The sequence below is a fragment of the Streptomyces longispororuber genome, from assembly GCF_014656095.1.
Taxonomy (GTDB): Bacteria; Actinomycetota; Actinomycetes; order Streptomycetales; family Streptomycetaceae; genus Streptomyces; species Streptomyces longispororuber.
On record NZ_BNBT01000005.1, the window covers coordinates 1 to 20,045 of the forward strand.

The window sequence follows — 20,045 nt, forward strand, 5'->3', positions numbered from 1 at the left end:
CAGCGTCCCGGGGTCGATGCCCGCGTCGTCCAGCGCCTCGACGGCCGTCTCCAGGAGCAGGCGGTGCTGCGGGTCCATCTTCGCCGCCTCCCGCGGCGAGATCCCGAAGTAGTCGGCGTCGAACGCGCCGAGGTCACCCAGGAAACCGCCCTTGGCGGTGTACGACTTCCCCGGCCGCGCCATGGCGGTGTCGACGAACCGCGCCACCTCGAACCGGCCGTCCGGTACCTCCCCGACCAGGTCACGTCCGGCCGCCAAGGCCTCCCACAACCCGGTCAGATCCGTGATCCCGCCGGGCAGCCGGCACCCCAGGCCCACCAGGGCGAACGCGTCGGTCTTGGGCAGAGCCCCCATGATCCCGCCTCCCCGCACGGTCACGCACCGTGCACAACTAATGCGCTGGGTAACGATGAAGAAGGGGGTACGTCAAGTCAAACGCCGCCCGGCGCCACGTGCGCGGTTCGCCGTGCCGAGGCGCCGCCGCTCGTACGGGCGTCCGCCCGACGCCAAGGCACACCCCCAGAAGGCCTGTTCGCCCACCCCCTGCCCCAGGGCCTCCACTCCACCGCCGTCCCCGGGGCCCCGCTGAGCCTGTACTCCCTGACGGCCCCGGCACCCCCCACACCGTCACCGAACGCACGACCAGTCATCAATGTGATGACCGCCCATGCGATAACCACCCCACCTACACCCCACTGCCCTCACGAAACCGCCAGGGTGAGCCCTCGGCCGAGAGCTTGACGACACGTGCAACCGACACCGCGCCCGCCCCGTCCGCGAAGGGGGTGCCATCGGTCCGCACGTAAAAGGGGCCGACGCAGGCTGTGGGGTGAGAGAGCGTCGGCCCCCTGATAACTCCACAGAGGAGCGTCTCCGCCATGGTGGGCCGCTCCGCCCTCGTCGCCTCCGAGACGGCTGTACACCATGAGTGAGATCGCCGAGGCGACCGGCCTCAGCGCGGGCGCGATCCGTACGGACCGGATGCGGGGCCGCTGGCCTGAGCCGGACGGCACCGCGTACGGCGTGAACCGCTGGTACGGCGAGACGGCCACGGCGGCCTCGGCCGGTCGAGGTGGTGACAGGCGCTCCTGATGCCGGGCGGGCGGCCGGGCGGCCGGGTATCGCAGTACGCTGAGTTGCCGGTTGGCCTTCGTACGGCGGAGCTTGCAGAAGGGCCCGGCTCGGCTGCCACCAGGTCGAGCCCCTCACGTAGTTCACGAGCCCGGTCGAGCAGCAGACGATCGGGCTCGCTATGTGTGCAGCCGCCGATCAACCGACCGGAGCCTCGGGCGGGGCTCAGCAGTGCTGAGGAACTACCCCCCAGGGCGATGACCGTCACCATCAGGCTCAGCACCGCCAGGATGACCTGCCACCTTTCGGGGCCTGTCCACTACCTGTTGGGCGCTCGGAACCCAGTCACGCGAACGGGATAAAAAAGCCGGCCGCGCCACGCATGTTTTCGGCAAACCGCACGACACTGCCTCACTGGAACCCCCTGAACCCGTCACACCGCTTTCCCCATCGGCACCCGGGGGTGGGTGCACCCATGGGATTCATGAACCAGGCCAAGACCGAAGTCGCCACGCGGTGGGGACCGCTCCGCCCTGCTCTGCCTTTTCCGCCGCTGCTGACCACGCACCATCTGGACCGGCCCCGCCCGCACATGTCCGGGCCCACGCATGCCCGGGGGAGGTGACCCTCATGGGCGGAACGCCTGGAAGGCAGCGTCCGCAGCGGCAAGACGATCGCGCGCCTGCTCCACTGGCCCATGTACGTCGTCACCGCCCAGCGCGGCGGCGCCCTGGTCGTCGTCGACGAGACCGACGACACCGTCGGCCGCAACGCCGTCGACCCCCTCCAGGGCCCGAGCATCTTCGGCGACGCCGCCAAGCACATCCGCTGCACCCGCGGCGCCCCGATCGCCTGGATCCTCGGCCGTGAAGATCGAAGTCACCACCGCCAACGACGCCAAGGCAGAGGCCCGGCCGATCCGCGGCCTCACAGGCGCCGGCGCCTACATCGACGAGCTGACGCTGCTCCCGAAGGAGTTCGTCAAGAGGCTCATCGACCGCCAGTCGGTGCCAGGCGCCCTGATCTTCGCCACGACCAACCCGGGCAACCCGGGCCACCGGGCCAAGAAGGAGTAACTGAACGCGACTGCGGAACTCGGCATCCCTACCTGCACCGGGGACACCCGGCGCCAGCGCTACCTGGAGCGGCAGGCACGCGCCTGGAAGCGACGGAGTGCTGCGCCGTGATCGACGCGGCCCGGCGCCGGGCGCACACGCGCGTCCGCGGCTACCCAGCCCGCACCCATGAGCTGACGGACGCGAAGGGCCTCGCACGCAAGCGGCAGCGCGAACGGACGGCTCCGCCCGCTAGTCGCTGTTCCTGTGCGTGCCTGGCTGGATGATCTCGTCCAGCACCAGACGCACAGCCTCAAAAGCGGCGGACCGGATGGTCAGCCCCAGTCCGTCAGTCTCATCGGCCGCGGCCCTGGCCGCCGCGTCCAGTTGCTGTTCCTCGCGAGCCGCCCAGTCACGCGCGGCCTGGATACGTCGCAGCAGTTCGTCAGCGTCCACCACATCAGCCATGCGCGGACCCTACCCCCGACTGCCGCACGGAACCCGGAAAGCCCGAAACGGGGGATCACCGATGCCTCACCCTCTCCAGCACCCGCTCGCCACGCACCCCGCTGGAGCGCGCCTAAGCCGACGCCGCAGCGGCTCGCCGATCTACATCGGAGAACCTGGACCTCGCCGGGGTCCTGACCGACGCGTTCGGCCAGACCCTCACCTTCGTACAGGTCAAGGGGCTGTTCATCGCGGCCGCCGCGGCGAACACGAACAACGTGGTCATCGGGAACGCCAGCGCGAACGCGTGGGCAGCGCTGCTCGGCTCGACCGGCACGGTGACGCTGCGGCCGGGCGCCTGCCGGGGCGTCATGACGGGCCCGGCGGACGCGATGGCGCAGGGGGTGACCACCTCGACCGGGGGCGTATTGGACGTCGCCAACTCCGCAGGTGGCACGGGCGTCCCGTACGACGTCGTGATCGTCGGCATGTCCGCGTAAGGGGGGCGTCCGGTGGCCCGGATCTACGCGACGTCGGCGCAGTACGAGGCGTACACCGGGCAGACGGCTCCCGCGGACTTCGCGGCCCGGCTCGCCCGTACCAGCCGCTTCCTCGAACCCGAGCTTTTCCGGCTGTGCTGGTACGACGTGCGGTGTGCGCGCAAGTGCAGTGGTGGGCGGCCACGGGCGGCGAGCTGGGGACAGCGGGCCTGTGGGGCTCGGTGAAGATCGGCTCGATGGCCCTGTCCGGTACCTCGTCCGGCGCCGACGGCACCGCTCAGGGCCGCCGAGTCGCTGACGCGGCTCTGGAAGCTCTCCGGACCCCCGACCTGACCCCGGACGTCTTCCGGCTCGGCCGGGTGGTGCAGTGCTGATCCCGACCACCTGCTCCAGCATCAGGTGGTCGTGGAGGCGCGGGCGGGCGAGGGACCGCACGGGTCAAAGTATGGCCCCCCAACGGCTGTGGGCTGCTTCCTCGACGAGCACCTCCTCCTCCACCTTCTACGCCTCCCCGAGCGTGCGATGCCCGGCCCGCTGGCGCGTCACGCTGCCTGACGGGCGTTGGACGACCGTCATCGCCGCGCTCACCCGCGACGGCGGCAGCCTGCCCACCCCCGACTACCTGGAGGTGTAGCTTCAGTGACGCAGTACGTCCGCATGAACGTCCAGGGGCGCCGACTGTGGACCTCGCGCGGCCGACGCCCCGCGAGCGAGGGCCTCTCCCTTGCCCCGGAGCACACACACTCGGCGTCTCCCACTCGCGCGTGCCGCTGGAGGAGGGCACGTTGGAGCGCTCCGGCCGCGCCGACGTCGACGGCTTGAACAGGACCATCTCGTACGACACCGTGTACGTGGTCCGCCAGCACGAGGAGCTGACCTGGCGGCACCTGCCCGGACGCCAGGCGAAGTATGTGGAGTCAGCGACGAACGAATCCCGGGAGGCCATGCTCCGGCTCATGACGGTCCCGCTTCGCCGCTGGCTACGGGAATAGCTCTTCAGAACCTACGCCGCCAAGGCCGGTCGGCCGGTTGCGGTGCTGCCTGTGAACCGAGAGGGCTGAATACGATCAGGTATTCCTCAAAGACTGTCTTGCGGAACTCGTCCTCTTCATCCTCGGAAGGATCATTGCCTTCGGTATACGCATCTTCCCCGGGGAACTCGTTATCCAGGTATTCCTCCCAGCGCACACGAGCGTCCTGACGCCCCTTCACATACACATGGACTGCATGCGTCCGCCCCGGATCCAATTGCAGTCGCACGTCAGGCTCCGCCGGGCCTGTCGTGCAGCCATATAACTGCATTGTGCCTCTATAAACCGGTCGGTACTCTACTGAATCAAGGTGAGCCCATTCTTCGCCAAGGGTCGGAATATCATCCACGGTGGGCACCTGGAGAAGAGTTACAGGCGCGTAGTGCCAATGCACCTCACTGCAAATCGTGATTGTCCCGGGCGTGAGGAGAACCGGCTTGTGGCTGGCGAAGTCAGGGCTCATGTGAGGAAGTTCGTCGAACTCGGACTCGTACATCTCCATCACGTAGAACTGGCTGTAGTCGACGCTGATCACACCCCGGATGGGCTCCATGCCTCTCCTCCGTCGCCTTCCTTGTCAACCGCATCGACGCTAGGCGACGTTCTGTTGCATGTCTCCCTCAACCAAAAATTCTCTTCCCAGGGCAGGTGAAGTGTGCGCTACACCGTCCTGCTTCTGGGCGGCCTCGCCTGCCTCATCGCCGAGGCTGGGCTGGCTGTGTTCCGGCCGGACGGCGTGTACGCGGCATCTGAGACCGGGCTCCTCGGTCCTGCGGGACGTCCCGGACGGCACCGTCACGCTGACGCGTACCCGGTCGAGGGCACACACCGACCTGACGGACGACGTGACGGGCGTCCAGGTGCGCATGCGGCGCGGCCGAGACCCGCGCGAGGTGGAGGACCTGGCCGACGACGTCTTCGACCTCCTCCACAACCGCCGCGGCCTGGTCCTCAACGGCGTCCACGTGGCGCTGATCTGGCGCCAGTCACAGGCCCCGATGGGCCAGGACGTCCACGGCCGCCAGGAGATCGCCGCCACCTACTACCTCCGGGCCACGCGGCCCTCACCCCACCTGTACGAATAGGAGGCCGCGTCATGTCGACGCCGACCGAGGTCACCGCTCTCGCCCGCCGCTGGCGGCTGGAGATCAACATGGGCAACGAGGCCACACCGGACTGGCAGCTCTGCCCCGCGATCGTGGAGTTCCAGCCCGAGTTCGAGCCGAACCACGAGGACTCCGGCACCTACGACGACGAGGGCTGGGACGACAACGACAAGACCGGCATGGGCTGGAAGGTCACCGCCAAGTTCAACCGCAAGAAGTCGGCCGACTCCACGCTCTACCACCCGGTCCACGAGAAGCTGCGCCTGACCGCGTTCGCCTGGGGTGCCGAGTCGAAGATCCCGGTCGGGTGGATGGACCGCGACGGCCTGCCCGAGGCCTACCAGGGGCGGGCGCTGGTCACCTGGGCGCCGGAGGGCGGCGAGAAGAACGACCTGGATCAGGTCGAGGTGACCCTCACCGGGGCCGGACCGCTGACGCCGATCACGAACCCGCTGGCCGCCTGATGGCCGTCGAGTTCGAAGCCCTGGACGAGCTGTTCGACGACAGCCTCACCTTGCCGGTCAAGGGCAAGACGTACCGCATCCCCTCCCCGTCCGGCCAGGACGGCCTGAAGGTCCAGCGCATCACCACCACGGCGGCCCGGCTGATCGCCGGGGGCGAGGCCCTCGACGCCGAGCAGCTCGACGACGCCGAGGAACGCGACCTGCTGGAGATGTGCCTCGGCCCGGTGTACGAGCAGCTCCTGGCCGACGGCGTCGACTGGGCCTGGATCAGGCACGCAGGCCTGACCGCGATGTTCTGGATCATCGCTGACGTGGAGCAGGCACAGGCGTACTGGAAGGCGGCCGGCGACCCTTCTCGCAGGGCCCCGAACCGGGAGACGCGGCGCGCGAAGGCGAAGGCCACCAAGGGTGGATCGGGCGCGGCGAAGACGACCCGCAAACGGGGCTCCACGAGTGGTACGAGCGCCCGCCCGGCTACCAGCCGCGCCCGAAAGGCCTCGAAGGACTGACATGGGCCAAGCTCTTGGAGCAGTGGCCGCTCATCGAGGCAGACCTCCACGAGGTGTACGGCATCGACGTCGGCACCGGCGTCCTACGGGGCCGCTCCTGGCGCTGGCTGAAGATCCGCATCCCCGGCCTGCTCTCCACGGAGTCCCGCCTCGTTCGGCACTTCGCGCCCGCTGATGACCGGGGGCGGTCGTCACTGACTGAGCGGCTGCGGGACCGCTCAGGGCGCTAGCGGTTTCGCTTGGAGTCGCCATCCCCGCACGCGCGGGGACCACAGGCCCCGACCAGGGACGTTACCCGGCCGATTCCCGCTTTTCCCTCACTTCTTGTGAGACCGGCATTCCAGACAAGTAATCACCAACCCCGCCACCTCGTACCCCGCCCAACTGGCTGCTGGTCACGGACGCTTCCTCAACACCCCTGACGTAGACGCCCAGCGTACCCAGCACCTCCTCACGGCAGGCGCGCCGCGCTCACCACCACGCACGACGGGAGGTGGGCGCCATGGCCCTGCGTCTCGGCGAGCTGGTCGGCTTCATCCGCGCGGACGACTCCGGCTGGCGCGCGGGCCTGTCCTCCGCCGAGCTGCGCCTGCGCGGCCTCCAGCGCTCCGCCGACGGCACGCTGCGCGACCTTCGCGGGCGTTTCGTCTCCGAGGGTGAGGCCGCGGGCGATCGCCGCCGGTGCCGTGGCGGCCGGGCTCGCCGTGAAGGCGTTCAGCCTCGCGGTGGGCCCGCAGATGGAGGGCGTCGCCGAGGTCGCCAAGCTCGCCGAGGAGGCGCAGAAGGCTGCGGCCTCCGGCGCGGCGGACGCGGCCGAGAAACAGAAGGCGTATGCCGATGCGCTGGCCGAGCTCCCGCCCGCGACGCGTGCGACAGCGAAGGCCTTCATCGGCCTGAAGGACAACTACAAGTCCTGGTCGGACAGCCTGGCACCGACCACGATGCCGCTGCTCACGCGCGGCATCGAACTCCTGTGGAATCTGCTGCCGAGCCTGACGCCGTTCGTGCGGGCAGCGGCGAGCACGTTCTCGTCCTTCTTCGACGACCTCGAAGAAGGGGTGAAGTCTGCCCGCTTCAAGGAGTGGGTGGCCGACACCCCGGCGGCGGCCGGGCCCGCGCTCCGCAACTTCCTGACGGTCCCGCGGAACCTGGTGGTCGGCTCTGCCGGGGTCCTGCACGCCTTCCTGCCGATGTCGGCCGGGGTGACCAGCGGACTGGTGGACATGTCGGCGGCGTTCGCCCGCTGGGGCATCTCGCTGGAGGACTCCGAGGGGTTCGCCGAGTTCCTGGAGATGGCACGCGAGGGCGGCGCCACCTTGGGGCAGCTCGCCATCACCGTCTGCGGGCTGCTGATCGCTATGGGGCCGCTGATCGGCTTGACCACGCAGGTGGCGCTCGTGCTGGCGCAGGTCGTCAACGCGCTGCCGCCGAGCGCGCTGTCGGCGCTGGCGACCGCGATCGTCCTGGTCGTCGTCGGGATGAAGGCGTGGGCGGTCGGCGCCCGCGCCATCGCGGTCGTCAACCGGATCATGGCGGCCTCGACGTGGACGGCGATTGCGGGCTGGCTGCGGATGATGGCCGTTGGCGGGCTGGCCTACGCGCGGGTCGCGAAGGCCGCGGTCTCTCGGCTGCGCGCGCGGCGGTCGCGTGGGCGGGCGCGGCGCTGCGGTCCATGGCCGTGTTCGTTCGTCGCCCAACCGGTCCGTACGGCGGCGGTGGCCGTTGCCCAGTTCGCGCTCATGGCCGCGCGGGTGATCGCCTGGGCCGCGGTCATGGCCGCGCAGTGGCTGATCGCCATGGGCCCGATCGGCTGGGTGATCCTGGCCGTGACCGCCCTGGTCGCGCTGGTCATCACGAAGTAGGACACGGTCAAGCAGTACACCCTCATCGCCTTGACGGCCGTCCGTACGGCCGTCGCTGCGGCGGTCCAGGGCGTCCTCGCCGTCGTCGCCTGGCTCGGACGGGTGCCCGGCTGGGTTCTGGGCTGGTTCACCAGCGCCAAGACCGGGGCGGTCAGCGCCATGCGGTCACTGGTCGCCTGGCTCGCCGGGCTGCCGGGCCGGGTCCGCTCCGCGATCTCGGGCCTGCTCGGCGTTCTGCGCGGCGTCGCCGTCGCCGCGTTCAATGCCTTCCGCGCCGCAGCGGCCGCGCGCGGCGGTGTTCCTCGCTTTGATCCGCGGTCTACCTGCGCGGACGTCGGCGGCGATCGGCTCCCTGCGTGGCCTGGTCGGCAAGGGTAAGGACATCGCCCGTGGCCTGTACGACGGTGTCCGTTCGATGGGCGGCTGGCTGAAGTCGTCGCTGACCAGCTTCGCCAAGAGGATCATCCCCGGTCCCATCGCGCGTGCCCTGCGCATCGGCAGCCCCTCGCGCCTGATGGCCGACCAGATCGGGCGGTGGATTCCGCCCGGCATCCTCCAGGGCGCCGAGGCCGAGGCACCGGCCATGAACAAGGGCCTGGCCAACCTCGTCACCACGCCTCCGCCGAGCCAGGCAGCCACGGCCGCCGGCACGCGCGCGGGCGCCCCGGCCGCGGGCGGCGGCCGGACGGTCGTGGAACTGCGCTCCAGCGGCAGCCGGGTCGACGACATGCTCCTGGAGATCCTCCGCGACGCCGCGGCCGTGCGCGGCGGCGACGTCCAGCTCGTCCTCGGGAGGTGACCACGTGGCCTTTCCCCGAGACCCCGCTGGGCCTGCGCATCGAGATCCAGGCGGGCGAGGTGTGGACGGACATCACGGGAGACGTCCGCACTCGCGATCCGATCACGCACGCACGCGGCATCCGCAACAGCAGCACGGGCGCGGACCCGGCCTCGGCGCCGCTGACGATCAACAACCGCGACGGCCGGTAGTCGCCGCGCAACGCGATGAGCCCGTACTCCAGGCTCATCGGCCGCAACACGCCCTTACGCCTCTAGTGCCGCGTCAGGCAACGTTCGCCCTGTCGACGATCTCCTGTAGACGTTGGTCGTGGGCGTGGCGGTTCCCCCAAATGATGTAGCGGCGGATCATGCTGCCCTGTTCCTTGTGGGTGGTGTGGTCGGTGCCGTCGAGGGTGAAGTACCGCAGGGCGGTGAACTGGGCCTCGATGCGGTTGAGCCAGGAGGTGTTCGTCGGCGTGTACGCGATCTCGACGTTGTTCGCGGTGGCCCAGTCGCCGACGCGCTGGCATTTTCTCGTGGTCAGGTGCGGGGAGAAGTTGTGACAGACGATCGCGATGCGGACCTGGGCCGGGTGAGGGTGCGCAGGTAGCGGCAGAACTCCAGGAACTGGGTGCGCTTCTTGATCGGCTTGATGTGGCCGTAGAGCTTGTCCCGGGCCAGGTCCAGGGCTGCGAACAGATGGCACATGCCGCCGTAGCGGTTGTAGGTGGCCCGCCGCCTGCGGCGCGGTTCCCGGTCGGGGTCCTTGTGCTTGCCTCCGTGTTCGGCCGACTGACGGCCGGGGTGCGGCATCAGGTTGAGAGGCCCGAACTTGTCCACGCAGAAGACCACTTCGGGCTCGCCGTCCTCGGGTATGACCTCGCCGTCGGCGATCGCGTAGAGGTGCTCGACTCGGGCCTTCTTGGCTGCGTAGTCCGGATCGCGGGAGGTCTTCCAGGTCTTCATGCGTTGAAAGGAGATGTCTTCCTCGCGGAGCAGGATGCGCAGGCCCTCGTGGCTGATGTCGTCGACCACCCCCTCGGCAACCAGGAAGTCCGCCAGCTTGGCCAGGCTCCAGATGGAGAACGGCAGGTCGTGCTCGGTCGGCTTCGACTTCGCGATCTCCTTGATCTCGCGCCGCTCGGGCAGTGTGAAGGTCTTCGGCCGGCCGCCCTTGTACTTCGCGTACAGCGAGTCGAAGCCGTCCGTGTTGGAGTTGTGGATCACATCCCTCACCCGGTCCGCGCTGGTGAACGACACCTCGGCGATCTTCGCCACCACCGGCAGGCCCTGCGCGGACAGCAGGACCATCTGGGCCTGCCGCCATGTCACCACTTGACCCGGTGCCTCTGCGGATGATCCGCAGCACGCGTTGTCCCTCGTCATCGTCGATCTGTCGAACCTGAACTCTCTCGGCCACGCCGACCATTTCAGTGAACGCGCCGATCGGGATCCGGGTTCCCGATCGGCGCGTCGCGGGACTGCGGTCGGCGGTATCAGCCGAGGTGCCGGGCGAAGAACCTCAGTGTGCTCTCCAGCTCGAATGCCGGGATCTCCCCGTGTTTGCCGGGGTTGGCGTGCAACGTTTTCTCGGCCGAGGCCAAGGCGTCGAACAAAGCCAAGCTCTGAACCCGCGGGACCCGCTCATCGTCCCACTGCACCAAGAACTCCACTGGGACGGTGATCCGCGCGGCGGCCTCGGCCGACGCCAGCGCCCCGCCCAAGCCAAGTACTGCCGCACGGACCCGCGGTTCGGCAGCGACGAAGGGAACACCGAGTCCGCATCCCAGCGAGACCCCCCAGTAGCCCACCGGGCCGACGCCAACGTGCGCAAGTTGCTGAACCGCGTCCAGGACGGCTCGCCATTCCGGCACGGTCTGGCGGGCCACGAGTGCCTGGAAGCCGGCGATCAGCGGGGCCAACTCTTCACCGGCTTCCACGCGAGCCTGGTTCTCAGTCGCGATCCGGTCGTAGTCCTCAATCTTCGGCCGGTCGCCATGGGCGGGAACGTCGACTGCGACGACCGCGAACCCGCATTCAGTCACGAAGCGGCGTGCACGAGCCAGGACGTCAGGAGCCTTCTTGTGCTGACCGCCACCGTGTCCCATCAAGACGAGCGGACGAGTGGCGACGGCGCCTTCCGGCGTCCACAACACGCCAGGAATATCACCGAGGGTGAAGAGCTGTTCGGGGACGCCGCCGGACGACGTCTCAGAGATGAAGCGCATAGCGATTCATGCCTTTCGGGATGCCTCTGCGGGCACTCCCTAGGCCATGCGAGGGAGGGAGGCCCGACCTGTCAAAGCGTTGATCGGTCTCACCTCCTCAGTTCGCAGCAGTGCACGGCGGCAGGAAGGTATCACGAAGGGCTCCGCCCTGGCCCGGGCGGGGATGCCGACAGGGCGAACGTTGTCTGATGCGGCACTAGCTGCTTGGCGGCCCCCGCTTCCTCGACCTCGACGGCTCACCGGACACGTACGCCTCCACCTCCGACACGGCGGCGCGGGGCATCACCGGCGACCTGAACCTGCGCATCAAGGCGGGGGCGTCCTGGACGCGCCGGGCGCCCGGACGCTGATCGGCAAGTGGGAGACGGCCGGTGACCGACGGTCGAACCTGCTCCAGTTGACGGACGGCCTGTCTGTTGGCCGTCGCGGCGTCCGTGGATTTCAGCGTGACGGCGTCGGCGTCTCCGGCCGTGGCGCACGCGGACGAGGACGTCGTCCAGGAGCAGCATGCGCCGGCGCTGGTGCCTGCTCCGCTGTGTGACCGCGGTGGGGGTGACACAGGCCCCGGTTGGATGTCCGGCAGAGCGCTGACCGCGGCTGGGTGCCCGGAAGGCCCCGGCTCGTCGGTCAGTTGCTCGGGAGGGCTCCAGCCGGATGTCGACGGCCACCTACCGAACGACGCTTGGGGGCCGTGGTGTTGACAGACGAGAGGCGGCGCGCCTCATTCGGCACCAGCAGGTGTCTGCGGGTGCTTCCGGTCGAGTTTCGGATTGTCAAGATCGTCCTTGGGGCCCTTGCGGTGACTGGCCGTCAGCTCCGCCTCGGCCCGGTACTGGTGATGCTCGGCCACTCGCTTCCCGACGTTCCCGCAGCGCGCGTGTGCTACTGCCCGGTTGCGGTCGCGTGGCGTCGTGGGGGCCGGGGAGTTGTCCGGGAATCCTCACGGAATTGTCCGTGATCGGTAACGAAGGGAGCGCTTCGCCTGCGGGGCTCGTCCTGCGAGGTGGCCGCAAGGTGGCCCGGGGGATCGGCCAGGAATTGTGTGAGAGGGGCGGGGCATGACACGGCATCGTGGTGGGCGGAGCTGGTACAGCAAGGTGATCGGGGCGGCGTTGGGGGTGACGGTGCTGGCCACCGGTGCCTCGGTGTGGACCGCGCAGGCCGGTGGCGCGGACGAGCCGGCGCCGAAGGCCTCCGCGTCGGCCACGCCGGGCAGTGACGTCAAGCCGGTCGACGAGTCCATCGTGCACGCCTCGGAGGAGGGGAAGCGCGGCGTCAACATCACCATCGACGACGGCCCCGACCCCGTGTGGACGCCCCGGGTTCTCGACCTGCTGCGCGAGTACAAGGTGAAGGCCACGTTCTGCATGGTCGGGACGCAGGCGCAGGCGCACCCCGACCTCGTGAAGAAGGTCGTCGCGGCCGGGCACCGGCTGTGCGACCACTCGGTGTCGCACAACACCGCCATGGACAAGGACACCCAGGCCTATCAGTCGCGGCAGATCCTCGACGCCGAACGCATGATCACCAAGGCTTCCGGGGGCGTGCGGCCCCTGTACTACCGGGCGCCCGGTGGGGCCTTCACCCCGTACAGCCGTAAGCTCGCCGCTTCCCGGGGCATGCGCCCGCTGGGCTGGAACGTGGACACCAAGGACTTCGAGCGGCCGGGTACGGACGCCATCGTCGCCACCGTCCAGCGGGAGCTGTCCAACGGCCCCACCCTCCTCTTCCACGACGCGGGCGGCGACCGCACCCAGACCGTCGAGGCCCTGCGCCGCCTCCTGCCCTGGCTCAAGCAGCAGGGGTACTCCTTCGGCTTCCCGGTGCGATGACAGCCGCGCCGAGGAGCGTGCCCTCATCGACATCTCTGTGCTGGAACGAGCGTTCTATCCACGCCGCGTTATGGTCGTCGGCCGTGGCGGCGGGCGATGTCGTTCCGGGCCGGGTGCAGCTTCGCGCCTTCCCCTCGTATCACCGTGAAGCCGTACGCCCGCCTGCGACGGTGCCCTCCTCGCGGTTCCCGCCCGCGTACGGCAGGTCGTTCACGACGCTGGCGGGGCTTCGCCCCTGCCCGCCGGCGCGAGCCCCTTGCCGCCGACCCGGTTCAGGCGTTGGTGGGATCGTTCGCGGGCGTGAGGCGGATGCCGGTGACCAGGTCGGGGTGGATACGGACCGCGTAGTCCATGGTGCGGTCCACCCAGGGGTGGAGCAGCGCCTGGTAGCGGGCCAGTTCGCGGGGGTCGGTGACCAGGCGGGCGTAGCCGGTGACGACCACGCTCCAGCCCAGGTGCCTGACGGGGTCGATGGCGTCGGCCTCGTAGGCGACGACGACGCCCGAGCCCGCCGAGTGGGTGTGCGAGGTCAGGGCCGAGCCCTCGTGGGTGCGGATGACGATGTCCCCGCCGTCGAGGAGGTGGTTGACGGGGCGGATCGTGGGGAGCGCGTGCTGGGTGAAGACGACCCTGCCCAGGGAGACGGTGCCCAGCAGCCGGAGGGCTTCGGCACTGTCGAGGTGCACGCTGTGCCGGGGTCCGGCGGCGGGGCGCAGGCTGCTGTCGGCGGTCATGGGGAGGCTTCCGTACGGGTTCGTGACGTACTGCCGGATGTTCTCGGCAGGCGTGCCGGTGCCGCGGCGGCGCCGATGGCCGCGGTGTCGCTTCCTGCCGGGCGGTACGGCATCCGCGCGTCCTTTCGCACGTCGCAGGTGGAGCCCGCCGCGCCCCGGACGCGTCCGCCGGGGGACCCGCGATGGGCGCGAGTCATGTCATTCGAACGCCCTTGGCACGGGCGGCGGTAGGGCCGTTCGGCCCTCGTCCGTGTCCCGGGGGCCTGTCCGGCGGGCGTCCCGCCGGCCGGACGTCCTGCCGCGCACCGGGCGGCCCGTCGACGCCGTGCTCCCGCGGTCGGTGTCCGTACGGCGTTCCCGTATCGGCGGATGATGGGGACGGGGCGCGCGAACAGGGCCGATCGGCCCTGGTCCCTCGGCCCCGAGCCGAGAAGGATCCCCACCGGGACACCCCCTCCGCGCGCCTCGGCGAGGGAGACCGGTCGGACGCCGACGACACAGGAGCACGGGATGGCGGACAGTGAGCAGAGCGGCCCCGACACCCCGGTCCGGGTCTTCCTGCTGGACGACCACGAGGTGGTCCGGCGCGGGGTGCACGACCTGCTGAACGACGAGGCCGACATCACCGTGGTCGGGGAGGCCGCCACCGTCGAGCAGGCGCTCGTCCGCGTCCCCGCGCTGCGCCCGCACGTGGCGGTCCTCGACGTCCGGCTGCCGGACGGCGACGGCGTCACCGTGTGCGGGGAGCTGCGTTCCCGCATGCCGGACCTGGCCTGCCTGATGCTGACCTCGTTCGACGACGAGGAGGCCCTGCTCGACTCGATCATGGCGGGCGCGTCCGGGTACGTCCTGCAGATCCAGGGCACCGACCTGGTGGCGGCCGTGCGTACGGTGGCCCGTGGCCAGTCCCTTCTCGACCCGAGCGCCACCGCCAAACTGATGGCCCGGCTCCGCGGCGAGCAGCGGAAGCGGGAGGAGCCGGAGGGGCTGACCGAGCGGGAGCGGGAGATCCTGGACCTGGTCGGCGAGGGGCTGACCAACCGCCAGATCGGCCGACGGCTGTACCTGGCCGAGAAGACGGTGAAGAACCACATCTCCCGGCTCCTCGCCAAGCTCGGCGTCGAACGGCGCATCCAGGCCGCCGTGATCGCCACCGAGGCCCGCGACCGGCTGCGGCGGGAGGGCCGCTGAGGCGGTGTCATGCCCGGCGCGTGTTGGGCGTTGCGGCTCCGGGCAGGGGAGGGCGCCCGTGGCCCCTCGCCGACCGAGGCCGGGTCACGCGGCACACCGCCGACCGCGGCGGGCCCACAGCCCGACGCCGGCCCCGCCCGAGCCGACCGCCCGCCCGAGCCCTCAGGTCCGGGTGCCGCACACGGCGGATCCACCTGATCCTGTACCGTCCCCTGCGGCCGACCGTTACCGTGAGACCACGGGGACGGTCCGCCGTCAGCATGCTGAGGGGACGTGGAGGACAGCCGGTGGGAAGCGCCGAGGAAGCTCGGGTGGCCCGCGTGCGGCTGCCGCAGCTCAGGCTGGACGAACTGCTGGAGGAGCTCCAGGCCCGCCTGGACGCCGCCCGCAGCACCCGGGACCGGGTGCACAGCCTGCTGGAGGCCGTCCTCTCGGTCGGGCGCGAACTGGACCTGGAACAGGTGCTGCGCGGCATCGTGCAGGCCGCGGCGGTCCTGGTGGACGCCGAGTACGCGGCGCTCGGCGTGATCGGGCCGGACGGCAAGCGGCTGTCGGAGTTCCTCACGGTGGGCGTCACGGACGAGCAGATCGCGGAGATCGGCCCGTTCCCGCAGGGCCACGGCATCCTCGGGGAGCTGATCCGCCACCCCGAGCCCCTGCGGCTGAACAAGCTCTCCCAGCACCCGTCGTCGTACGGCTTCCCGCCCCACCACCCGCCGATGAACAGCTTCGTCGGCGTCCCGATCCGGGTGCGCGAGCAGGTCTTCGGCAATCTGTACCTGACCGAGAAGCGGGGCGGGGCGCAGTTCGACGAGGACGACGAGTCGGTCCTTTCCACGCTGGCCGTGGCGGCGGGCGTGGCGATCGACAACGCCCGCCTGTACGAGGAGTCCCGGCTCCAGGAGCGCTGGCTGCGGGCGAGCGCCGAGGTCACCCACAGCCTGATGTCCGGCAGTGACCGCGGCGAGGTGCTGCGGCTCATCGCCGAGCGGGCCCGGGAGATCACCGGCGCGGCCCTGGCCGTGGTCGCGGTGCCCATGGAGGGCACCGACTCGCTGACGGTGGAACTCGCCATCGGGCAGCAGGCCGAGCCGCACCGCGGCCTCGTGCTGCCCGTGGGCGGCAGCCTGATCGGTGAGGCCTTCCTGGGGGCCACCCCCGTCTCGAGCCCGGACATCTCGTGCGACCCGCGGATCTCCGTGGAGCCGTCACGGTTCACGGGCCTCGGCCCCGCCGTCGCCGTTCCCGTCGGCTCCGGCGACGGCCTGCGGGGCGTCGTCCTGCTGGTGCGGGCGGCGGGCCGGACGGTGTTCTCCGAAGCGGAGACCGAACCGCTGCAGGGCTTCGCCGCGCAGGCCGCGGTGGCGATGGAGCTGGCGGAGCGGCGCAGGGACGCGGAGCAGATCGCGGTGCTCCAGGACCGCGACCGCATCGCCCGGGACCTGCACGACCTCGCCATCCAGCGGCTGTTCGCCACCGGCATGACCCTGCAGAGCGCCGGCCGCTTCATCGAGCACCAGGAGGCCTCGGAGCGCGTGGCGCGGGCGGTGGACGACCTGGACGAGACCATCAAAATCATCAGGTCCACGATCTTCGGGCTGCGCTCGCGCGACGAGGCCGCCGGTCCCGGCCTGCGGGCACGGGCGGTCCGGGCGGTCGGCGAGAGCGCGCCGGTCCTGGGGTTCGCGCCGAGCGTACGGATGGAGGGACTGCTGGACACCCACGTGCCGAAGGAGACCGCCGACCACGTGATGGCCGTCCTGTCCGAGGCGCTGACCAACGTCGCCCGGCACGCGCGGGCGAGCCGCGTCGACGTCGTCCTGGAGACCGACGGGCGCCACGTACGGCTGCGGGTCTCCGACGACGGCGTGGGCATCCCGGCCGGGGGCCGCCGCAGCGGGCTGCGCAACATGTCCGAACGGGCCCAGCAGCTCGGCGGAGCCCTCGACTGCACGAGCCCCGAGGGCGGCGGCACGACGCTGGTGTGGCGCGTACCGGTCACGGAGCAGTAGCCGGCTACGGGAGGTCCGTTCCGGCGCGTCTCCCGCGTCTCGCGCCCCTCGCGCCCTTCGCGTTCGGGGGAGCCGCGACCGTGGGCGGCGGGGTAGCTCACCGGGCGGCCTGGACGGCCTCCCGCGCGGTGACGCGGAGTTCACGCCCGCTGCGGTACGACGGCGACCGGGCAGGCGGAGTGGTGCAGGAGCGCGTGCCCGACCCGGCCGAGCTGGAACCCCAGGTGCGCGCGGCGCCGCGGGGCGCCCACGACGAGCAGGTCCGCGCGGTACGAGGCGTCGAGCAGTGCCCTGCGCGCGGAGCCCTCGACGGGGTGCTGGAGCACGGCGACGGACGGGTGGTCCGCCACGGCGCCGCGCAGCGCCGCCGCGAGCCCGTCCGCGGCCCGCCGTTGTGCGGGGCAGGCCGGCTCCCCGGGGGAGCGCGCGGGCCCGGAGGCGTCGTACCGGACCGGACGCCGCCAGGCCCGTACGGCCTCCAGCGTGACCCGGCGGCGCTCCGCCTCGGCACAGGCGAACTCTACGGCGGCCGCGCACTCCGGTTCCGCGCCGACGCCCACCACGACGCGCTGCCGCGTGCCGGCCCTGGCCTGGTTGTCGTGGCTGCCGCGCAACACGATCACCGGGCAGTCCGCGCGGGCGGCGACCCCGAGGCTGACCGAGCCGAGCAGCAGCTCCACGATGCCGCTGCGGCCGCGGGAGGCCACGACCAGCGCGGTCGCGTTGCGGGCCTCCCGCAGCAGGGCGGGGACCGGCTCCTCGTCCCGGACCCGGACGGAGACCCTGAGGCCCTGGCGCCCCCGCCGGGCGCGCCGTGCCGCCGCGTCGAGGACGGCGTCGGCCCGCTCCTTCGGCGCGAGCCGGCCCGGCTCCCCGGGGAGCGCGGTCCCCTCCTCGTCCTCCTCCTCGCCGTCCCGGGACGCGGCGTGCACCAGGCGCAGCGGCACCCCGCGCAGGACGGCCTCGTCGGCGGCCCACGCGACGGCGCGCAGGCTGTGCTCGGAGCCGTCGACGCCCACGACGAGCGGGAGCTCCATCCGCCTCACCTCTCTCCCGCCGCCGGTGGGGCGCCGCTAGGAGCCGATCGGGATGCGCAGCACCTGACCCGGCACGATCTTGTCGGGGTCGGTGAGCTGGTCCGGGTTGGCCCGCATGATGCGCTGGTGCAGGGAGGCGTCCTCGTAGTACGTCTTGGCGAGCGCCGACAGGGTGTCGCCCCTGACCACCTTGTGTTCGCGGTAGCCGTAGTAACCGGGCGCGATGCGCGGCCCGTAGAGGACCGGGACGGTCACGACGTTGATCTCCCTGCCGTCGTCGGCGCTGATCTCGAAGACCTGGACGAGCAGCCGGTCGGCCCGGAACGCCGCCCGGCGGAGATCGACCCGCACGTGGAACTGCCCGTGCTCGCCAGTGCCGCCACCGACCGTGAAGTGGCCGGTCACCTCGTCGTGCCCGTCGCCGACGCGGTAGTGCAGCGTCGCTTCGTGACCGGTGCCGACGCCGCCCACGTGGACCACGTCGTCCACCAGGTCGAACGTGCGCGGCTGGTCGATCCGGTTCGTCATGAACCCTCCCGGAGGACGAAGGGACGTGCGTGCTCCTGCCTCTCACTCAACACCCTTTCGGCGACGGGACAAGAGCGTGTTTCGGGCGTACGGCGATGGGCCGCGCGGGTTGCGGGGCGGCGCGGTGTGTGTGGCTGCGCGGGGCGCCCGGGTGCCGCTCGGGTGCTGTTGCGGCCGCGGGGGTCGGGCGGCTCCCGCGGCCGGTCCCGTGGGGACCGTGAGGGGCGCCCCTCACGGCCCGGTGCTGTTGCGGCCGTCAGGGCCGTTCGGCCCCCGTCCCGGTGCCGTTCGGCCCCGGTCGGTGCCCGCCCGGCCGCTGCACGGGGCGGGCGCCGGGCCTGGACGCTGGAGTCACCAGCCGCCGGGACGACAGCGCGAGGTACCCGATGACCAGCAGCGCCGCTCGCAGCCCTGCGGCACCTCGCCCTCTCGCGGCCAGCGCCGCTCCATTCCCTCGCGGCCAGCGACGCTTCATTCGCCGTCAGCCGACGGCCGCCGCCCGTCGTATCGGCAGCCCTGTGGCGAGCGGGGCGACAAGCCGAGGAGGCCCACGCAGATGCAGCACACCCCCCGACGGCCGCGGATGGCGCCCCGGCGCAAGGAGGCACGGACATGACGACGACTCCCTCCGGCACCCGCATCACGCAGGCACTCTCCACCGAGCACTGCCTCCGCCTCATGAGCGCCGCCCGCGCCGTCACCCTCCCGCAGGGGCAGCGACTCTTCGACGAGGGAGGGCGCGCCGACTGGTTCTGGGTCGTGCGCACGGGCACCGTCGCTCTCGACATGCACGTGCCGGGCCGTCGCTCCCCGGTCATCGAGGTGGTCGGCTCCGACGAACTGGTCGGCTGGTCCTGGCTGTTCCCGCCGCACCGGTGGCAGCTCGGGGCCTCGGCCGCGAGCGAGGTGCGCGCCTACGAGTTCGACGCCACGGCGGTGCGGATCATGTGCGCGAGGGACCCGAAGCTCGCCACGGACGTCGCCCGCTGGGTCGGCAGGGTCCTGGCCCGCCGACTCCAGGCGGCCCGCACACGCCTGCTCGACCTCTACGCGCCGTACGGCAGCGGAGGTTCGTGGTGACGACGATGGGGTCGCCCCCCTGCCGCATCAGCCAGGCCAGGACGACTTGCTTCCGGGTGGCGGCCAGTTCGTCACAGGGCGCTCACGACGTCCGTGCCCCGTGCCTCCTCGGGGCGGGCCCGGTCGACGACGGGGCCCCGGATGCCTTCGATGACGCGGGTGGCGCGCAGGAAGGCACGGTCCCCGGGGACCGGGATCCGGTACGGCACCCAGGGCATGGCCATGCGCCACAGCAGCGAGTCCAGTGCCGTCCCGCACGCCCGCCTCGACCGCGGCGGCGATCCGGTCGCCCTCCCGGCGCGGCATGCCGCCGGACAGGCCCTTGCGGAGGATGTCGCGGCTGGCCAGCCACTGCGGTCCTTCCCCCGCGATCCCCGCCCCGGTGAGCCGCCCCAACGCCTCCCACATCGAGGTCCAGCCGCGTCCCCGCGCCCTGGTCCTGCCGCCCCAGCCTCTCAACCAGACCGAGCGGGCCCGCTCGGCCCAACCGGAGCAGCAGCCCGGTACCAGGGCACCGTCAGGAGACGGCCAGCTGCCTCGCCGGGCACTGGCCCTCCCCGCTTCTCTCCCAGCACGCA

At 71.3% G+C, this 20,045-nt stretch carries 27 protein-coding genes and 1 pseudogene; 18 read left to right on the forward strand and 10 right to left on the reverse strand.

What is annotated here, in order from left to right; all coding sequences use genetic code 11:
* Positions 1 to 354: beta-ketoacyl synthase N-terminal-like domain-containing protein (locus IE330_RS02565; RefSeq protein WP_190134162.1), on the reverse strand; the 354-nt coding region annotated here is incomplete at its 3' end.
* A 570-nt stretch (positions 355 to 924) separates the two neighbouring features.
* Here IE330_RS02565 and IE330_RS02570 point away from each other — a divergent pair.
* Positions 925 to 1,092 carry a hypothetical protein gene (locus IE330_RS02570; protein ID WP_190134163.1) on the forward strand — a complete coding sequence of 56 codons (168 nt, stop codon included), beginning with the start codon at positions 925 to 927 and terminating at the stop codon, positions 1,090 to 1,092.
* 607 nt (positions 1,093 to 1,699) lie between these two features.
* Here IE330_RS02570 and IE330_RS02575 read toward each other — a convergent pair.
* The gene (locus IE330_RS02575) at positions 1,700 to 1,954 is read right to left on the reverse strand and encodes a hypothetical protein (protein WP_190134164.1); all 255 of its coding nucleotides are present in this window, start codon (positions 1,952 to 1,954) and stop codon (positions 1,700 to 1,702) included.
* Between IE330_RS02575 and IE330_RS02580 the strand changes: the two genes are divergently transcribed.
* Complete coding sequence (locus tag IE330_RS02580) at positions 1,938 to 2,147, forward strand: hypothetical protein (RefSeq protein WP_190134165.1); 210 nt, start codon at positions 1,938 to 1,940, stop codon at positions 2,145 to 2,147. The genes IE330_RS02575 and IE330_RS02580 overlap by 17 nt on opposite strands.
* 231 nt (positions 2,148 to 2,378) lie before the next feature.
* On the opposite strand, the gene IE330_RS02585 is transcribed toward IE330_RS02580, so the two are convergent.
* Complete coding sequence (locus IE330_RS02585; RefSeq protein ID WP_190134166.1) at positions 2,379 to 2,594, reverse strand: hypothetical protein; 216 nt, start codon at positions 2,592 to 2,594, stop codon at positions 2,379 to 2,381.
* A gap of 257 nt (positions 2,595 to 2,851) precedes the next feature.
* Between IE330_RS02585 and IE330_RS02590 the strand changes: the two genes are divergently transcribed.
* The 4 genes from IE330_RS02590 to IE330_RS02605 all read left to right on the forward strand — a co-directional run bounded on the left by IE330_RS02590 (position 2,852) and on the right by IE330_RS02605 (position 4,065).
* Positions 2,852 to 3,073 (forward strand): hypothetical protein, encoded by a 222-nt coding sequence (locus tag IE330_RS02590; protein ID WP_190134167.1) that lies wholly within the window; start codon positions 2,852 to 2,854, stop codon positions 3,071 to 3,073.
* Positions 3,074 to 3,207: 134 nt separating this feature from the next.
* Positions 3,208 to 3,447, forward strand: a complete 240-nt coding sequence (locus tag IE330_RS02595) for a head-tail connector protein (protein ID WP_190134168.1) — start codon at positions 3,208 to 3,210, stop codon at positions 3,445 to 3,447.
* 71 nt (positions 3,448 to 3,518) lie between these two features.
* Positions 3,519 to 3,707, forward strand: a complete 189-nt coding sequence (locus IE330_RS02600) for a hypothetical protein (protein WP_229925296.1) — start codon at positions 3,519 to 3,521, stop codon at positions 3,705 to 3,707.
* 130 nt (positions 3,708 to 3,837) lie between these two features.
* On the forward strand, positions 3,838 to 4,065 hold the full coding sequence (locus IE330_RS02605) for a hypothetical protein (protein WP_190134169.1): 228 nt from the start codon (positions 3,838 to 3,840) through the stop codon (positions 4,063 to 4,065).
* A gap of 4 nt (positions 4,066 to 4,069) precedes the next feature.
* Here the strand turns inward: IE330_RS02605 and IE330_RS02610 are convergent, their stop codons facing one another.
* Positions 4,070 to 4,639: a hypothetical protein gene (locus tag IE330_RS02610; protein WP_190134170.1), complete on the reverse strand. Its 570-nt coding sequence runs from the start codon at positions 4,637 to 4,639 to the stop codon at positions 4,070 to 4,072.
* Positions 4,640 to 4,715: 76 nt separating this feature from the next.
* Between IE330_RS02610 and IE330_RS02615 the strand changes: the two genes are divergently transcribed.
* The 8 genes from IE330_RS02615 (at position 4,716) to IE330_RS02650 (ending at position 9,035) form a co-directional block, all read left to right on the forward strand.
* Complete coding sequence (locus IE330_RS02615) at positions 4,716 to 5,189, forward strand: minor capsid protein (protein WP_229925298.1); 474 nt, start codon at positions 4,716 to 4,718, stop codon at positions 5,187 to 5,189.
* A gap of 11 nt (positions 5,190 to 5,200) precedes the next feature.
* Complete coding sequence (locus tag IE330_RS02620) at positions 5,201 to 5,674, forward strand: phage tail tube protein (RefSeq protein WP_190134171.1); 474 nt, start codon at positions 5,201 to 5,203, stop codon at positions 5,672 to 5,674.
* Positions 5,674 to 6,183: a DUF7426 family protein gene (locus IE330_RS02625; protein ID WP_190134172.1), complete on the forward strand. Its 510-nt coding sequence runs from the start codon at positions 5,674 to 5,676 to the stop codon at positions 6,181 to 6,183. The genes IE330_RS02620 and IE330_RS02625 overlap by 1 nt, the downstream gene beginning before the upstream one ends.
* Positions 6,184 to 6,197: 14 nt before the next feature.
* Positions 6,198 to 6,413, forward strand: a complete 216-nt coding sequence (locus IE330_RS02630; protein WP_229925300.1) for a hypothetical protein — start codon at positions 6,198 to 6,200, stop codon at positions 6,411 to 6,413.
* A 426-nt stretch (positions 6,414 to 6,839) separates the two neighbouring features.
* Positions 6,840 to 8,045: a hypothetical protein gene (locus tag IE330_RS02635; RefSeq protein ID WP_190134173.1), complete on the forward strand. Its 1,206-nt coding sequence runs from the start codon at positions 6,840 to 6,842 to the stop codon at positions 8,043 to 8,045.
* A gap of 30 nt (positions 8,046 to 8,075) precedes the next feature.
* A complete protein-coding gene (locus IE330_RS02640) occupies positions 8,076 to 8,423 on the forward strand; it encodes a hypothetical protein (protein WP_190134174.1) in 348 nt (115 codons plus the stop codon).
* Positions 8,424 to 8,460: 37 nt separating this feature from the next.
* A complete protein-coding gene (locus tag IE330_RS02645; protein ID WP_190134175.1) occupies positions 8,461 to 8,844 on the forward strand; it encodes a hypothetical protein in 384 nt (127 codons plus the stop codon).
* Entirely contained in the window at positions 8,841 to 9,035 is a 195-nt protein-coding gene (locus tag IE330_RS02650) for a hypothetical protein (RefSeq protein ID WP_190134176.1), read from the forward strand. The genes IE330_RS02645 and IE330_RS02650 overlap by 4 nt, the downstream gene beginning before the upstream one ends.
* Positions 9,036 to 9,108: 73 nt before the next feature.
* On the opposite strand, the pseudogene IE330_RS02655 reads toward IE330_RS02650, so the two are convergent.
* A pseudogene (locus IE330_RS02655) lies at positions 9,109 to 10,245 on the reverse strand (IS630 family transposase).
* 76 nt (positions 10,246 to 10,321) lie between these two features.
* The gene (locus tag IE330_RS02660) at positions 10,322 to 11,053 is read right to left on the reverse strand and encodes a dienelactone hydrolase family protein (protein WP_190134177.1); all 732 of its coding nucleotides are present in this window, start codon (positions 11,051 to 11,053) and stop codon (positions 10,322 to 10,324) included.
* Positions 11,054 to 12,111: 1,058 nt separating this feature from the next.
* Between IE330_RS02660 and IE330_RS02665 the strand changes: the two genes are divergently transcribed.
* Positions 12,112 to 12,885 carry a polysaccharide deacetylase family protein gene (locus tag IE330_RS02665; RefSeq protein WP_190134178.1) on the forward strand — a complete coding sequence of 258 codons (774 nt, stop codon included), beginning with the start codon at positions 12,112 to 12,114 and terminating at the stop codon, positions 12,883 to 12,885.
* 272 nt (positions 12,886 to 13,157) lie between these two features.
* Here the strand turns inward: IE330_RS02665 and IE330_RS02670 are convergent, their stop codons facing one another.
* The gene (locus IE330_RS02670; protein WP_190134179.1) at positions 13,158 to 13,619 is read right to left on the reverse strand and encodes a pyridoxamine 5'-phosphate oxidase family protein; all 462 of its coding nucleotides are present in this window, start codon (positions 13,617 to 13,619) and stop codon (positions 13,158 to 13,160) included.
* A 510-nt stretch (positions 13,620 to 14,129) separates the two neighbouring features.
* On the opposite strand from IE330_RS02670, the gene IE330_RS02675 reads away from it, so the two are divergent.
* Together IE330_RS02675 and IE330_RS02680 are read left to right on the forward strand one after the other, a co-directional pair.
* Complete coding sequence (locus IE330_RS02675; protein WP_190134180.1) at positions 14,130 to 14,810, forward strand: response regulator; 681 nt, start codon at positions 14,130 to 14,132, stop codon at positions 14,808 to 14,810.
* 287 nt (positions 14,811 to 15,097) lie between these two features.
* On the forward strand, positions 15,098 to 16,822 hold the full coding sequence (locus tag IE330_RS02680) for a sensor histidine kinase (protein WP_190134181.1): 1,725 nt from the start codon (positions 15,098 to 15,100) through the stop codon (positions 16,820 to 16,822).
* A gap of 140 nt (positions 16,823 to 16,962) precedes the next feature.
* Here the strand turns inward: IE330_RS02680 and IE330_RS02685 are convergent, their stop codons facing one another.
* Positions 16,963 to 17,859 (reverse strand): universal stress protein, encoded by an 897-nt coding sequence (locus tag IE330_RS02685; RefSeq protein ID WP_190134182.1) that lies wholly within the window; start codon positions 17,857 to 17,859, stop codon positions 16,963 to 16,965.
* A 36-nt stretch (positions 17,860 to 17,895) separates the two neighbouring features.
* Positions 17,896 to 18,387, reverse strand: a complete 492-nt coding sequence (locus IE330_RS02690; protein ID WP_190134183.1) for a LysM peptidoglycan-binding domain-containing protein — start codon at positions 18,385 to 18,387, stop codon at positions 17,896 to 17,898.
* A gap of 612 nt (positions 18,388 to 18,999) precedes the next feature.
* Between IE330_RS02690 and IE330_RS02695 the strand changes: the two genes are divergently transcribed.
* Positions 19,000 to 19,467, forward strand: a complete 468-nt coding sequence (locus IE330_RS02695; protein ID WP_190134184.1) for a Crp/Fnr family transcriptional regulator — start codon at positions 19,000 to 19,002, stop codon at positions 19,465 to 19,467.
* Positions 19,468 to 19,538: 71 nt separating this feature from the next.
* On the opposite strand, the gene IE330_RS02700 is transcribed toward IE330_RS02695, so the two are convergent.
* Complete coding sequence (locus IE330_RS02700; protein ID WP_190134185.1) at positions 19,539 to 19,691, reverse strand: hypothetical protein; 153 nt, start codon at positions 19,689 to 19,691, stop codon at positions 19,539 to 19,541.
* Positions 19,692 to 20,045: the final 354 nt, after the last annotated feature.